Here is a 14,782-nt window from a genome sequence, read left to right on the forward strand (position 1 = left end):
GGCTGGCCCAGATCAACCAGGCACTGGAAGAGGAGATCAGGGCGCACCAGCGTTCGCGCGAACAACTCATCCATGCCCAGAAGGTCGAAGCCGTCGGGCGGCTCGCGGGAGGCGTCGCCCACGACTTCAACAACATCCTCAGCGTCATCGAAGGGTATGCCGAGGCGCGGGAGGACAGCGACGATCCGGCGGCGCTGCGCTCCGCGCTGTACGGGGTAGCCGCCGCCGCGCGCCGCGGGGCGGGCGTCACCCGCAAGCTGCTCAGCTTTGGCCGCAAGGATACGGCGAGGGTCGAGGTGATCGACCTGAAGCGCCACCTGCGTGACGTGAAGCATGTGCTCCGGCAACTCTTCAGCCACTCGACCATCCTGGCCGTCGAAGTGGCGGAGGAAGCACGCTTCATCCACTTCGATCCCGAGCAGCTTGAGCTCATCATCCTCAACATCGCCGCGAACGCGCGCGACGCCATGCCGCCCAATGGGACCTTCGACATACGGGTGTCACGCACAGCATCAGGCATGGTGTGCCTTGCGTTCCGCGACAACGGCCACGGCATGAGCGAAGCCGTGCGCGAGTCCGCGCTGGAGCCCTTCTTCACCACGAAGCCGGCGCACGCGGGCAGCGGACTCGGACTGGCCGTGGTTGGCGACCTGATCCAGGCTTCCGGCGGCGTGGTCCGTATCGAGAGCGGCGAAGGCGCGGGTACGACCATCCTCCTCGAACTACCAGCGGCAGTGGCGGCCGGTGGGGCCGAAGGACGCGCCATGCCGATCATCCACACCCTGCTCATCGAGGATGAAGACGTCTTGCGCGAGATGTGGCGCAAGCGCCTGGAAGCCGACGGTTTCCTGGTGGTCGAAGCCGGGCATGCCGCAACGGCCCGCCAGCTGGCCATCGAACTGGGCCATTCGCTCAACCTCGTGATCAGCGACCTGCGGCTGGGCGATAACGATCCGGCGACCTGGGTGGGCGAACTTCGCGATCTCCTGCCCGACGTACCCATCCTGGCCGTTTCATCGCACTTCCCCCGGGCAGTGAGCGAGGTGAGGGATGTCGCCATCCTCCACAAACCCTGCTCGCCTGATGCGCTGGTCGCCGAGGCGGTACGCGCGCTCGATGGTTCAGCGGCGGTGGCACGCCGTCAGATGGCGAAGACGTAGCCGCTGCCGCGCACCGCGTTGAGTGGCAAGACCAGCCCGGCCTCCTTCGCGACCTTGCTGCGCAACCGGTACACCAGCACCTCGATACGGTGGGGATCGAACAATTCATCCCCGCCCAGCGCCGTGATAAGGCTCTCCCGCGGTACCGGCTCGCCCGGCACCTCGAACAGTGCCCGGAGGATGCTGCGCTCGTAGGCCTTTAGCGCCACCGAACTACCGTTGGGCGCGTACAGGCTCCATCCCTGGCTATCCAGGCGCCAACTGGGCGCAGGGGCCGGGCTGCCATGCCCGGGCCGCAGCCTGCGCATGAGGTTGCGCAACGTGGTCGCCAGCTCGTGCATGACCACGGGCTTCGATAGGTAAGCATCCGCGCCGTTGGTGAGGCCACGCAAGCGATCATGCTGGGTATCCCGGCCAGAGAGGATCACGATGCCGACCGTCGAGTTCTGGGACAAACGCTCCGTGATCGCGAAGCCATCGCCATCCGGCAGGCCAACATCGAGTACGACGATGTCGGGAGTGTCCGAGTCAAGCACGCGCTCCAGCTGCCCGGCCGTACCGATCGCCGTCACGCGAAAGCCAAAGTCGGCAAGCGCTGGCACCACGATCGTGTCGCGGTACAGCTCATCATCCTCGACCACCACGATATGGGGATCTAGCAATGTATCCGGTGAAGCCCCCTGCCCCCAGGGCGTCTGACGATTCGCCATGGCGCCTCATCACAACGTAAGAAAGTTCGCATTTCTTAGCAGGCTTTTGCCGATTTCGCCATCGATGGTCTCTCACGGCGGCTTGTCCGGTCATGGCCCGATTCATCGAGCTATCCGTAAGCAAATGAAGCCGCGTGGTCCCGGGGCCGAGATCTTGCGAGCACCGACAACCAGCTCGCCGGCCCTATGCGCGATCCAAAGGAATTGCCTAACCATCTGAACTATAGGCGTAATTATGCAGCCAACGGCCAGAGCGCCGGCCGACATGACAAATTTGTCATGCTCATTACGGCCCTGTTTATCTTTCATTACGCAAGTTGTTATGCTGTCCCCCGCTCGGCGCGACACGCTCCGCCGACGCGATGCTGTCCGGGTGCTTAGGGAGCCCCGGGCAGGCTCAAAAATTCAGGGGGGACCTGACATGTACATCCATAGTCGCCAGCTAGCCTGGAGGGGCTTCCCTTGTCCTGAACAAAGTAATTTCTGCACAAGGAAAGCATGTTGAATATCTCGAAGAATCTCCGTCGCTCGGTCCTGGGCGTCGCCATCGCATCGTCGCTCGTAAGCTTCGGCGCGTTCGCGCAGGACACCACGTCCACCGCTGCCAATACCGATGGTAAGAGCGCGCAGAAGCTGGAAGCCGTGACCGTCACCGGCTCCCTCATTCCGATTTCGCAGATCGAAACGGCGACGCCGACGATCACGATCACCGCGGAGCAGATCAAGGCGAAGGGTTTCTCGACGATCGCCGAAGTGCTGCAGTCCTCGTCGTTCGCGACGGGCTCGGTGCAGGGTGCCCAGTTCACCCAGGGCTTTACGCCCGGCGCGCAGTCGCTTTCGATGTTCGGCTTGCCAGTCGGCTTCACCAAGTACCTGATCGACGGCCGCCCGATGGGCAACTTCCCTGCCCTCTACAACGGCAGCGACTCGTTCAACTCGATCTCCGGTATCCCGGCGGATCTCGTCGACCACATCGACATCCTGCCCGGCGGCCAGTCGTCGCTGTACGGTTCGGACGCCATCGCCGGCGTCATCAACATCGTGCTGAAGAAGAAGGTGGATCACCCCACGATCGATTACCGCTACGGTTGGACGTCGGATGGCGGTGGCCAGTCGCATCGCCTCTCGTTCGCCGATAGCTTCCAGTGGGACAAGCTGAATGTGCTGGTCGGCGCGCAGGTCGAAAAGGTCGACCCGATCTGGGCTTCGCAGCGCAACCTGTCCAAGCAGTACTTCACCGGCAACCCGGATAGCCCAGCGGTCGCCGGCCGCGACTTCCTGGTCAACTCGCTGACCCGCAGCAAGAACAGCTACATCTTCGCCGACCCCAACGACTGCGCCAACACGGTTGGCCTGATGCATGGCGGTGAAGGCAAGCAGCAGCGTGCCAGCCAGGCCGAGCCGTACTGCGGTTCGTTCAACAGCCCCGGCTTCCGCACCATGCAGAACAAGTCGAAGAACGCCGACTTCTACACGCATGCGACGTTCGACGCCACGCCGGACACGCAGCTGTACGGCGATTTCCTGTTCCACCACGGCGAACAGCAGTGGACCTCGGGTCCGAGCTACATGTGGTGGGGTTCGCAGAACGACCTCGGCCCGATTTACGACCCGAACCTGGACGATTACATCGCGCTCCAGCGTGGCTTCACCGACGAGGAAGTCGGCGGCTACAAGACCATCATGAACAAGCAGAAGGAAAACAGCCTGATGGCTACCCTGGGCGCCAATGGCGTCTGGGACCAGAAGTGGAACTGGGACCTCGGCTTTACGCACAGCGAAGACCACCTGAATACGTCGACCGTGAACCGCCTCGCGGATCCGATGGACAACTTCTTCATCAACAAGGCGCTGGGTCCCGAGCTGGGCCTTGATCCGGACTATCCGTCGTACGCTGTCGATTACGACCAGTTCTACCGCCCGATCACGCCGGCCGATTTCGCCAGCTTCACCACGCGCGATCACACCAAGGCGAAGACCTGGGACAACATGCTCCGCTTCCAGGTGACGAACGGCGAACTGTTCGCACTGCCGGGCGGCGATGCGGGTATCGCCATGGTCGCCGAGGGTGGTAACCAGGGTTGGGCCTACGTCCCGTCGGACAACATGCTGAACGGCAAGGTCTGGGGCTCCTCCGACGTGCAGGGTGCGGGTCACCGCAGCCGCTACGCACTGACCTCCGAGTTCCGCGCGCCGGTCACGTCGTGGCTGACCCTCGATGTCTCGGGTCGTTACGACGGCTACAAGGTGGCTGAGCAGACCATCGCCCACGGCACCTACAACTTCGGTTTCGAGATTCGCCCTATCGATACCCTGCTGCTCCGCGGCAAGTACGGCACGGCGTTCAAGGCCCCGAACATCTCCGACCAGTTCATGGGTGAATCGGGCTACTACAGCGGCGTAACCGACTACGCGAACTGCGCCCTCCTCGGCTTCGATCCGGCGCATGCGGACAAGTGCGACCGCGCTTACGAGGATGCCCAGTTCAGCGGCAAGCAGTCGGGCAACCCGGCGCTGCAGCCCATCACCGCCAAGGTGTGGAGCTACGGCGTTGTATGGTCGCCGGTCTCGCGCATGAAGCTCTCGGTCGACTACCTGCACTGGAACATCTCCAACGAAGTCGCCCAGGAAGACGCGGACAAGCTCTCGCGGGATGAGTACCACTGCTACAACGGCGACTACGACCCGACCAGCCCGACCTGCCTCAACGCCTTCTCGAAGATCACCCGTAACCCGCCGACGATCCCGGGCCTCCTGGGCACGATCGACACGATCAGCACCCCGAAGGTCAACGTCTCGAACGAGACGGTGAACGCAATCAATGCCGAATTCAGCTACATGCTTCCGACCGCGCATTTCGGTACGTTCATGTTCGACACGAGCTACAGCAACACGCTGAAGCACGAGTACCAGCCGCTGCCGGGTGACGAATACATCGATTACCTGCGTGCCCCGGACTGGTCGACGGACTTCAAGACCAAGGTCAACGGTTCGATCTCGTGGATCAGCCCGAACGACGTGTGGGGCGGCACGGTGTACTTCAACCGCTACGGTTCCACGCCGAACTGGGCGGCTACGCAGTCGGGTGATTACACGACCGAAGGCGCCGGCAGGCTGAAGCCGTGGGTCACCTACAACGCGTCGGTGAGCTACAAGGGCTTCAAGAACCTCGAGCTGTCGTTCCTCATGAACAACGTGTTCAACAAGATGCCGCCCAAGGATCACTCCTACCTCGGCACCGAAGCGAGCCCGTGGAATGAGCTGAACTACAACATCTACGGCCGCACGATGTACGTGGAAGCGAACTACAAGTTCTGAGTTCCATGAAGTAGAGCGTGTTCTGGATCGGAGGGACAGGGATGTCCCTCAACCATCTGGCATTTTCACCCCTCGGGGGGTAGCCCACAGGGCTATCCGGACCGGACCATCGGCGCACCGCTCCCGAGTCCGCCCCATGCACCACCATCCCCCCGTGTCACGGCGCGCCATCGTCGCCCTTTCGTCACTCATCGCCGCGATCGCTGCCTTCGGCGTTCCCGCCACCACGCGCTATGGCTCCAACGGCCTCGACACCGCCGCCATGGATCGATCGACCCGGCCGGGCGATGATTTCTGGGCATTTGCCAACGGGCAGTGGGCACGGGATGCGGCGTTTGCGCCGAACCAGGAGGTCGTCGGCGTGTCGGCGGACTCGAGCGCGCTGGTTGATGGGCGGCTTCGCGCCTTGATGGTGGAGCCTTCCGACGATGCGCTGTCTGATGTCGACCAACGCAAGGCCTCTGACCTTTATGCAAGCTGGGCTGACCAGAACACCATCGAGCGCCTGGGCACGGCACCGCTGAAGCCCGGCCTGGCGCGAGTGCGGCACGCAGCGAGCGCGCACGATCTTGCCGCCCTGTTCGGCACCGCTGGATTCGCCTCCCCGGTCACAACCGATATCGCGCCTTCGCCCGCCGATCCGGCACGGAACGAAGTACTCCTGTCGCCCGGCAAGCTGGGTATGCCGACTGTCTATTACACCGAGCCAGGCCCGGTATACGAAGCGACCCGGCAGCAGTATGGAGCCTACGTCCGGGAGATCCTGACGCTCATCGACATCCCCGACGCTGGCACGCGCGCGCAAGCCATCGTGGATCTCGAGACCCGCCTGGCAACGTTCCAGCGGGGCGATACGAGCACCGGCGACACCGTCATCCCGATTGGCGTGCTCGGCACGCAGCTTCCTGGCCTGGACTGGTCGGCGATGCTCGCGGCACGCCATCTGGAAGCGGTACGGGAAGTGCGGGTCACCCGGGCCCAAGCCACGCGCGAGATCGCGCAATGGATCGCACGCACGCCGCTCCGTACCTGGCAGGACTACCTCGCCTACCGCTTCGCAAGCGACCATGCCGACCTGCTCCCGCGACGCTTCGCCGAAGCGCACGCCGCGTTCTACGACAGGACGCTTTATGGGTTGAAGGCGGGACGTGACCGTGACCTGCAGGGCCTGCACATCGTGGACAGCGCCATCCCCCAGGTCATCAGCCGCCTGTACGTGGCTCGGTACTTCGATCCACTGACTCAACGTGCCGTTACCGAACTCTTCGAGGACGTGAAATCGGCCTACGGCGACCTCATCGAGCGCGCATCATGGATGGACGCGCCGACGCGTGCCGCCGCCCGCGCCAAGCTGGCAGCGCTCACGGCATGCATTGGCGGGCCGCCCGACGACTCCCGCGCCGATCACGATGTACGGGACCCAACGATCAAGCGCGACGACCTGTTCGGCAACGTGCTCCGCAGCGAAGAGGTAGCAGCGATCCGTACAGCGGCCGCACTCACCTCGCCCGTTCGCGCCTGCACCACGTTCGGTGTCGCGCAGTCGAAGAACGACTACTACGTAAGGGAAGAGAACCAGGTCCTGATCCCTGCGGGCAGCATGACCCCGCCGTTCTTCGATCCCGCCGCCGAGCCGGCGGTGAACTACGGCGCGATCGGCGCCGTCATCGGCCACGAGATCGGCCACGGCTTCGATACGGACGGTGCGCGGTTCGACGGAAAGGGCCGGGTTGCAGACTGGTGGTCGGCCTCGGTAAAAGCTGCCTTTGAAGCGCGCAAGGCGGCTGTGATCGCCCAGTACGGTTCAATGGAGGTCCTCCCGGGTCTTTCGGTCAATGGCGAACGCACCCTCGGCGAGAACATGGCCGATATCACCGGCGTGCAAGCCGCGTTCCTGGCGTTCGGGAAGTACCAGGCCCGGCATGGGCGCGCCCCTGTCACGGGCGGGCTGACGGGTGACCAGCGGTTCTTCCTGGCCCTGGCGCAGATTCGCCGCAACGTCGTCCACGAAGGCACCCTGCGCCTGCTCGTACTGACCGACACCCACTCGCCATCGAAACAGCGCATCAACGGCACCCTGCAGAACATCGATGCCTGGTACGACGCCTTCCACGTCATGCCCGGCGATCGCCTCTACCTTGCTCCCGACCGCCGCAACCATTTGTGGTGAACCCACGCGGAGCGAGGGCTACACTGGGTCAGGCTTTCCACGCCCGACCGGGTCTATTCCTGCAACATCCATGACGACTTCCACGACCTCCCGCCTGCGCGTTCTCATCGCGGACGACCATCCGATGATGCGCCATGGGCTACGCTCCGTAATCACCGGCGAGCAGGATCTCGCGCTGGTTGGGGAAGCCGGGTCCGGCGAGGAGGCCATCGACCTTTACCGCCAGCTGCGGCCCGACGTTGTCCTCATGGACCTGCAGATGGCAGGCGTGGACGGGCTCGCGGCCATTGAGGTGCTGCGCAGCGAATTCCCCGATGCGCGCATCGTGGTGCTGACCAGCTACGCGGGCGACGCGCGCATCAGCCGGGCCCTCGCGCTCGGTGCACGCTCGTACCTGCTGAAAGCCGCCGGCATGGAAGAAATCCTCCGTGCCGTCCGTGGGGCCGTGCGCGGCGACATCACGCTGTCGGGTGAAGCAGCGGCGCAGCTCGATGACCATGCGGCCAGGGAGCGGCTGACCAGCCGTGAGATCGCCGTCCTGCGCCTCGTCGCCAGGGGCGAACGGAACGTCGATATCGCCCGAACCCTGTCGGTCTCTGGCGAGACGATCAAATCGCGGATGCGGAACATCCTTGGGAAACTCGGCGCACGCGATCGCGCGCATGCCGTGGTCATCGCCATCGAGCGCGGTTACCTCGAGCGCTAGCCGCGCACGTCATGCATAGGCGCGCTTCGCCGGGATACGCACGTGGATCTCGGTGCCCTCGCCCGGCGTCGCATCGACCTGGAACGTTCCGCCGATCGTCGCGGCCCGCTCTTTCATGCCGACGATCCCGAAGTGCCCACGGGATGGGGCCTCTGACCACTCCGCCTCGCTCATACCGCGCCCGTCATCGCTGACCGTGAGCCAGAGCGCGTCGGGTTCGAACGACACCACCACGTTCAGGTGCGTCGCCTTCGCATGCATGGTCGCGTTGCGCATGGCCTCCGTGGCGATCGCGACCACGTCCGCGACGAGGGCGGCCTGCACGGGCCGGGGCTGGCCCGACAACGACACCTCGAGCACCGGCCCTGGTGTCACGGCCAGGGCTTCACCCGCAGCGAGGATGTGGTCGTAAAGGCTGAGGCCCTCGTCCATCTGACCGCGCAGGCCCTGGATACGCTCGCGCGCCTCGACGACGGTGGCCTGCGTTTCACCCGCAACGGCACGGAGCTCGGCGCGCTCGGAGGCCGGCAGGTTGCGGCGATCCGCCAGTGACTGCAGCGATAGCATCACGCCCTGGACGCGCTGCAGTAGCGTGTCGTGGATATCGCGGGCAACCGCTTCACGCTCCTCCGCCCGGATGCGCAGGCGGCGCGTGACGATGCGCATGCGCAGCGCAGCGATGCCCGCCACGACGAGGACGAGGCCCAGCGCGACGAGCGCCTTGAACGCCGTGGTTTCCTGCAAAGCGGACTCCCGGACGATGCGTAACGACGCGCTGGCCGAGGGCTGCCCATCCATGATGGCCCGCAGTTCGAAGCGAGACGCTCCGGCCGGCAGGTTCGCCAGGAACACCTCCCTCGCCTCCCCCGTGTCGACCCACGCGCCGTCGTCGAGCCGGTAGGCGTAGCGAATTCGATCGGGATGCGAAAGCTCCGCCGTGGCGAAGCCGATACTGATGTCGCGCTCCGTTGCCTTGAGGCGCAACCCCTCGGCAGACGGCACATGCGGCACACCGTGCACGGTGACTTCGTCGATGCGTGGCGTCGACGGCGGACGTGGCCGTGGCACCTCCGCCGGATCGATCCAGGCTAGCCCGGCGACCGTCTCGACACGGATCAGGCCATCGGGACCCTTGCGCAGGCTTGGCAGGCCGCGATCGGGATGGGCGGCACCGGGAATGCCGTCGCCGAAGTCGAAGCGGTCGAACACGACGGGCGCGTGTCGTTGCGCCAGGTCACGGGCGATGTGGGGCTCGCGCGAGCGGTAGACCTCCGCCGAAGTCTCGACCCAGAGATAACCGTCATCGTCGACCACGATACCAGTCACCCAGTGCAGGAGTTCAGGCGCATAGAGAGGCAGAGGCAGGTACCGCGTGCCGTCGAAGAACTGCACGCCACGGTCACCGCCGACCCAGAGGCCGCCCTCGTCGGCGGCGAGCGCCCGGGGGCCGTCGCCCGCTATGGCCGACGCGAGGCTGAGCCTGGTTCCTTCAAGCCCTCCCAGTTCGCGACGGCCAGCGAGCGCGAGCCAGGTCACCCCGGACGCGTCGGTTGCGGCCGCGACAGGCCGCGCCAGTAGGGGCGGAAGGTCGCGCCACGCCGCGCCATCCCACGCCTTTGCGTTCGTGCTATTGGCATCCGCCGGCGGTGCCGCGATCACATCGCCGTTCGCGCCGATAGCGAGGAAGGGAATGCCAGCGCGGGCGGCCGGGAACGGATTCGGAGCCACGCGAGATGCGCTGGCGGCGGACAGTCGCCATAGGCCTTCATCATTTGCGGCCCATCCGACGTTCCGCCGGGCGTCGTCGACCATCGCAAGCGCCCCCGCCTGCGCGGCAGTGGGTTGGATCGTGCCGTCCGGGCGGACATGAAGGATCGGGTGGTTGTCACTACCTACCCAGGTATTGCCGTCACGGTCGGTCGCAGAAGACACCTCGTGGATACCTTCGGGGAGCGGCACGGCGGTAAACGCTGTCCGGCGGAAGACATCGACACCACCCTCGGTGCCGACCCACACGTTACCGTCGCGGTCTTCCAGCAAAGGATGCGGGAACGCGCCGGAAAGGCCGCTCGCGCGGGGGAAGGTCTCCATCACCGGAGGCTTCCCCGTCCGCTCCGCTGCATCCAGTGCATCGCGTGATGCGTGCAACACGCTGCTGGTCCGCGTCGCCCACAACGAACCGGAGGCCGCTTCCATCAGGCCGTTGACCTGCCGGTCGATGAGGGGCGCCGCGATCTCGACAAGCGCGGTCCCATGACGACGATAGAACCGGATGCCCTCGGCGGTCGTCACATACACACGCCCACTCGACCCGATCACCACCTCCTGCACCGAGGCCGGCGCACCCGACGCCACAGCGAGCGCGCCCTGCCCGTGCGCCTGCACCTGGAGCAGTCCGTCGACCACGGTCCAGACGTTGCCGTCCGTGTCGCGCTGCGCCTGCGGCCCCGCGAGGAGCGCGGGCAGGTCCGGGAAGGCCCGAAACCGCGCGCCATCAAAGCGGACGCTGCCACGGGTAGCGCGCATCCAGAGGAAGCCTTCGCTATCGAGGGCCAGCCGCGAGACATCGCCGGGCGCGCCCGTGAGGCGTGCGTAGGCGACGTGCTGGAAAGCCGCGAGGGATTCGGGAGGGCTCTGCGCGTGCGCGGGCGTCCCGGAAATGAGCGTCAGGAGGCCGAGCAGACAGATGAAGGGGCGGAGCGAAGGCATGCCCTTATTGTCGGGCAAGAAGGCGCTGATTTGCGCAGTTACGCCCGCCTACTACTCCCGGGTATCGACGCCTACCAGAACTGTCCTGACCGAAATGAATCAACCCTTGCGGGAAGTCCCAATCCCCCACCGCAACGCGGCGACCTGCACCGCCGGCCCGACGCCATCTTCATCGGCTGCCGTGCCGCAAAGAGGTACGGCGCTCGCGTCGTCGTCGATCTCGGCGACCCAGGACACCTTGTGGTCGAAGGCGTCGTAGCTCACCTTGGCGCGATGCCGGCGGCCGCGCTCATCGGTGATGTGGACCAACATCTGCATGGCATCTCTCCGGCGGTTCATTACGCGACGGACACATGCCTGGCCTGATGGCAAGGACACGACCCATACGCACATTGACGATGGAAGAGTAGCCGCCCCAGCCGAGGATACTGGGGCGGCCGGCCGCCATGGCCGGGGTGAGGAGCCATGGGGCGAGATAAAGGTGGCAGCGTGGCGATCACTGTTTTGTGAGCCAGTACCGGGAATGAAAGCAATCTGCCGATTCGGGCCATTGCTCGCCCATCCGAAGCGAATTACCGCTTACCAGCGCCTGCCTTATCCACCAGCGTATCGAACGCCGCAGCCGTCTGCTCATCCGTGAACTCGCAGTGGCCGTCACCGGCAGGCGCAAGCACGGTCAACCATTTATCCTTCCCCGCCGCCTTGATCTGGTCCGGGTACGCGGCATGGAATCGCGTGGGAATCGTCGGGTCGAACGTATTCCACTGCATCACCAGCGGCACATCGACGTGCCCAGTCAGGGTGACGTTCTGTTTCGCGTATACAAGGGCAGCCGGCGAAGCGCTGTAGCGGTGGACCTTCCGGTTGAACGCGGCGTCATCACCGAAACCGGCGTAAACCTCCTTCCGGTTATCGACCGGCATGCCACCGGCGCGCTTCTCGATCTCGCGGAACGCCATGTAATACAGCCCTAATGCCGGCGCCAGGGTTTCCGGCCTCTCCTCCAGACGCTTCGCCAGCACGGCAGCCTCTTTCGGATGTGCTTCCAGCGCCTTGGCTAGGTCATCAGGCGAAATGGCCGGCGGAGCGTCGGGCGCGGCGAGGTCCGGAATAACGCCAGGAATCAAAGCATCAAACGCTACAAGCGGCGTAACCACGCCCCGTGACAGGAAGTCCGGCGTGGACATCGTCAGCCCGCAGGTGATCATCGCGCCCGTATAGGCGTGCGGGTAACGTTCAATGCTGGCGGCCACAGCCATCCCGCCAAGCGAAAACCCATACACGTAAGTGTGGCCCGGCTGGCCGTATGTGTGAACGAAGTGTTGACGAAGCCGTTCCGTGTCGGCGATGGCATCGCTCACCGCAAAGCCCTGCGATGCGTACTGGCTCTGGGCGACGGCGTATCCCTTCTTGAGGAATACAGGCGTCGAGTCCGCGGGCGTCATGGGTGTCGCAATCGGGGCCCCGACCGGCTGGTAGCCGTGCACCAGCATGACCAGATCGCCGTTCCAGTTCGCGGGGATGTCGATGCGATAAAGCGCCTTTTGCAACGTTCCGGTGTAGGCCCCGGCGCTGGGCTTCGCGGCTTCGGCAGCGAATGAAGCGGTGGCGCTCCACATGGCCACGACCAGGAATAATCCGGTAATGCGCGGTGCCTTTCTTTTCATGCGTCGCCTTCTAAAGCGCCCCGCGGGGCCGCAGGGTTTCGCGATCTTAGCCAGCGGAGCACACAAGCGTCGAGTGGGGCCCCCCCCACGACGAGCCGCCCGCGACCACTCAAATTCGGCCAGCGTTACGCGCGAAGGCCGCCCGGCCGGTAGAGTCGCCGCGACCGGCCCGTCGTGAATGTCGACGGTTTCGCATCACGGCGTCGTCGGTTCCCTGTTATCCGACGGCATGCATCCAATCGGCCAAATTCCACGTAAGTGTTTCAAGGACTGGCATGGAACCTCCCGATGAACCCCATCGCACCACCGTCTTCCGCCGACGTACCTGCGCGCGCGCATCGCCTGGCCAGCCTGCGGCTGTGGTTCGATGGCCAGGCCACGCCGATCGCGGACGATGACCACCGGATCGATTGGGTGCGTGCCCTGCCGTTCCTGGCGATGCACCTGGCCTGCCTCGGCGTGATCTGGGTCGGCGTGTCGCCCGTCGCGATCGCCGTTGCCGTCCTGCTCTACGCGGTCCGCATGTTTGCACTGACCGGCTTCTACCACCGCTACTTCTCCCACCGCGCCTTCCGGACCTCCCGCGCCGTCCAGTTCTTCTTCGCCATGGTTGGCGCAGCGTGCGTGCAACGTGGGCCGCTGTGGTGGGCTGCACACCATCGGCATCACCACATCCATGCCGACACCCCGGAGGATCCCCATTCGCCGCGCGTGCATGGGTTCCTGTGGAGTCACGCCGGCTGGTTCCTGACGCCGGCGGCATTCGCCACCCGCCTGGAACGCCTGCCCGACTTCCGCAACTACCCGGAACTGCGCTGGCTGGACCGCTACGACCTCGCGGTACCGGTGGTTCTCGCCGCGGCGCTTTACGGCCTGGGCGCCGCTCTGGAGGCATGGATGCCCGGCTGGGGAACCACGGGCCCGCAGATGCTGGTGTGGGGCTTCTTCATCTCGACCATCGTGCTGTTCCACGCGACGGTGACGATCAACTCCCTCGCCCATCGCTTCGGCTCCCAGCGGTTCCGGACCCATGACAACAGCCGCAACAATCCCTGGCTCGCCCTTCTGACCGTCGGCGAAGGCTGGCACTACACCCATCACTTCTTCCCGGGTTCGGCCCGGCAAGGCTTCATGTGGTGGGAAATCGACCTGACGTGGTACGGCCTGAAGTTGATGCAGGCAATGGGCCTGGTGTGGGACCTCAAGCCCGTGCCCGCGTGGGTCCGCGCCAAGGCAAGGAAATAACGTGCGCATCGCCATCATCGGCTCCGGCATCTCCGGTCTGGCCTGCGCCTGGTATCTCAGGCAGGCGCATGACGTTGTCCTGTTCGAAGCCCAGGATTATCTCGGCGGTCACACCCATACCCACGATATCGAGCTCGACAACACCCACTACCGGGTGGACACGGGCTTCATCGTGCACAACCCCGCGCATTACCCATTGCTGCACGAGCTGTTCGACAAGTTGGGGGTCACCTCCCAGCCGACGACGATGAGCTTCTCCGTCCGGAACGCCGCGTCCGGGCTCGAGTACAACGCCACGACGCTCGACACGCTGTTCTGCCAACGCCGCAACATCGTCTATCCCCGCTTCCTTGGCATGGTGCGCGACCTGCTGCGCTTCTACAAAGAAGCGCCGGCGGTGCTTGCGGGCCCCTCGCCGGGCCCAAGCCTCGGTGAGTACCTCGCGGAACATCGCTACGGCACGGCGTTCCGCGATGAGCACCTGGTACCCATGGCCTCGGCGCTGTGGTCGTCGCCGGCCGAAGCCATCCTGAAGTTCCCGGTGCAGTACCTGGTGCGCTTCATGGCCAACCACCAGATGCTGCAGGTCGATGGCCGCCCCGAGTGGCAGGTAGTCCAGGGTGGCTCGCGGACGTACATCGAAGCGATGCGGAAGCGCTGGCGCGTTACCGAGCGCCTCTCCTGCCCGGCCTACGCCATTACGCGCGAAGCCGAATGCGTGCGAGTACGCTCCTTGCACGGCGAGGAAACCTTCGACCAGGTGATTCTTGCCTGCCACAGTGACCAGGCGCTTGCCCTGCTCGGCGATGCAGACGAGGCCGAGCGAGACATCCTCGGCTCGATCCCGTACCAGGCCAACGAAACGGTGCTGCACACGGACGCGAGCGTGTTGCCGAAACGACGGAAGGCATGGGCCGCGTGGAACGCCCTCCTCCCAGCGGCACCCGGCGAGCACTGCACGGTCAGCTACTGCATGAACCTGCTCCAGGGCATCGACTCGCCGCACCCCTTCATCGTCAGCCTCAACCAGACGGCCAGCATCGACCCAGCGCATATCCTGCGCCGCATGAGCTACGCGCACCCGGTCTACACGGAGG

General features: G+C 65.1%; 10 protein-coding genes. 6 read left to right on the plus strand and 4 right to left on the minus strand.

The annotated features are described in order from the left end of the window. On the plus strand, positions 1–1,160 hold a 1,160-nt coding region (locus ACTHLF_RS05880; protein WP_440325670.1), incomplete at its 5' end, for an ATP-binding protein. Here the strand turns inward: ACTHLF_RS05880 and ACTHLF_RS05885 are convergent. After that, positions 1,142–1,870: a response regulator transcription factor gene (locus ACTHLF_RS05885; RefSeq protein WP_440325672.1), complete on the minus strand. Its 729-nt coding sequence runs from the start codon at positions 1,868–1,870 to the stop codon at positions 1,142–1,144. The genes ACTHLF_RS05880 and ACTHLF_RS05885 overlap by 19 nt on opposite strands. Positions 1,871–2,368: 498 nt before the next feature. Between ACTHLF_RS05885 and ACTHLF_RS05890 the strand changes: the two genes are divergently transcribed. From ACTHLF_RS05890 to ACTHLF_RS05900, 3 genes are all read left to right on the plus strand, one after another. Continuing rightward, positions 2,369–5,188 carry a TonB-dependent receptor domain-containing protein gene (locus ACTHLF_RS05890; RefSeq protein ID WP_440325674.1) on the plus strand — a complete coding sequence of 940 codons (2,820 nt, stop codon included), beginning with the start codon at positions 2,369–2,371 and terminating at the stop codon, positions 5,186–5,188. Between the two features lie 136 nt (positions 5,189–5,324). After that, a complete protein-coding gene (locus tag ACTHLF_RS05895) occupies positions 5,325–7,358 on the plus strand; it encodes a M13-type metalloendopeptidase (RefSeq protein ID WP_440325676.1) in 2,034 nt (677 codons plus the stop codon). A 70-nt stretch (positions 7,359–7,428) separates the two neighbouring features. Continuing rightward, positions 7,429–8,064 (plus strand): response regulator, encoded by a 636-nt coding sequence (locus ACTHLF_RS05900; protein WP_440325678.1) that lies wholly within the window; start codon positions 7,429–7,431, stop codon positions 8,062–8,064. Between the two features lie 9 nt (positions 8,065–8,073). Here ACTHLF_RS05900 and ACTHLF_RS05905 read toward each other — a convergent pair whose 3' ends face one another. The 3 genes from ACTHLF_RS05905 to ACTHLF_RS05915 form a co-directional block, all read right to left on the minus strand. After that, the gene (locus tag ACTHLF_RS05905; protein ID WP_440325680.1) at positions 8,074–10,773 is read right to left on the minus strand and encodes a two-component regulator propeller domain-containing protein; all 2,700 of its coding nucleotides are present in this window, start codon (positions 10,771–10,773) and stop codon (positions 8,074–8,076) included. A gap of 99 nt (positions 10,774–10,872) precedes the next feature. Then, positions 10,873–11,091, minus strand: coding sequence for a hypothetical protein (locus ACTHLF_RS05910; RefSeq protein WP_440325682.1), 219 nt, complete (start codon positions 11,089–11,091; stop codon positions 10,873–10,875). A gap of 254 nt (positions 11,092–11,345) precedes the next feature. After that, complete coding sequence (locus ACTHLF_RS05915) at positions 11,346–12,440, minus strand: DUF6351 family protein (protein WP_440325684.1); 1,095 nt, start codon at positions 12,438–12,440, stop codon at positions 11,346–11,348. Positions 12,441–12,728: 288 nt separating this feature from the next. Between ACTHLF_RS05915 and ACTHLF_RS05920 the strand changes: the two genes are divergently transcribed. Both ACTHLF_RS05920 and ACTHLF_RS05925 read left to right on the plus strand, forming a co-directional pair. After that, entirely contained in the window at positions 12,729–13,685 is a 957-nt protein-coding gene (locus ACTHLF_RS05920; RefSeq protein WP_440325686.1) for an acyl-CoA desaturase, read from the plus strand. Position 13,686: 1 nt separating this feature from the next. Next, positions 13,687–14,782, plus strand: a 1,096-nt coding sequence (locus ACTHLF_RS05925) for an NAD(P)/FAD-dependent oxidoreductase (protein WP_440325687.1), incomplete at its 3' end; no start/stop codon positions are given.

The sequence above is a fragment of the Luteibacter sp. genome (genome assembly GCF_051958795.1).
Classification (GTDB): domain Bacteria; phylum Pseudomonadota; class Gammaproteobacteria; order Xanthomonadales; family Rhodanobacteraceae; genus Luteibacter.

What these genes read in the sequence shown, in the direction of transcription:
- ACTHLF_RS05885 (WP_440325672.1), bottom strand. Translation starts at nt 1,870, where the DNA reads ATGGCGAATCGTCAGACGCCCTGGGGGCAGGGGGCTTCACCGGATACA.
- ACTHLF_RS05890 (WP_440325674.1), top strand. Translation starts at nt 2,369, where the DNA reads ATGTTGAATATCTCGAAGAATCTCCGTCGCTCGGTCCTGGGCGTCGCC.
- ACTHLF_RS05895 (WP_440325676.1), top strand. Translation starts at nt 5,325, where the DNA reads ATGCACCACCATCCCCCCGTGTCACGGCGCGCCATCGTCGCCCTTTCG.
- ACTHLF_RS05900 (WP_440325678.1), top strand. Translation starts at nt 7,429, where the DNA reads ATGACGACTTCCACGACCTCCCGCCTGCGCGTTCTCATCGCGGACGAC.
- ACTHLF_RS05905 (WP_440325680.1), bottom strand. Translation starts at nt 10,773, where the DNA reads ATGCCTTCGCTCCGCCCCTTCATCTGTCTGCTCGGCCTCCTGACGCTC.
- ACTHLF_RS05910 (WP_440325682.1), bottom strand. Translation starts at nt 11,091, where the DNA reads ATGCAGATGTTGGTCCACATCACCGATGAGCGCGGCCGCCGGCATCGC.
- ACTHLF_RS05915 (WP_440325684.1), bottom strand. Translation starts at nt 12,440, where the DNA reads ATGAAAAGAAAGGCACCGCGCATTACCGGATTATTCCTGGTCGTGGCC.
- ACTHLF_RS05920 (WP_440325686.1), top strand. Translation starts at nt 12,729, where the DNA reads ATGAACCCCATCGCACCACCGTCTTCCGCCGACGTACCTGCGCGCGCG.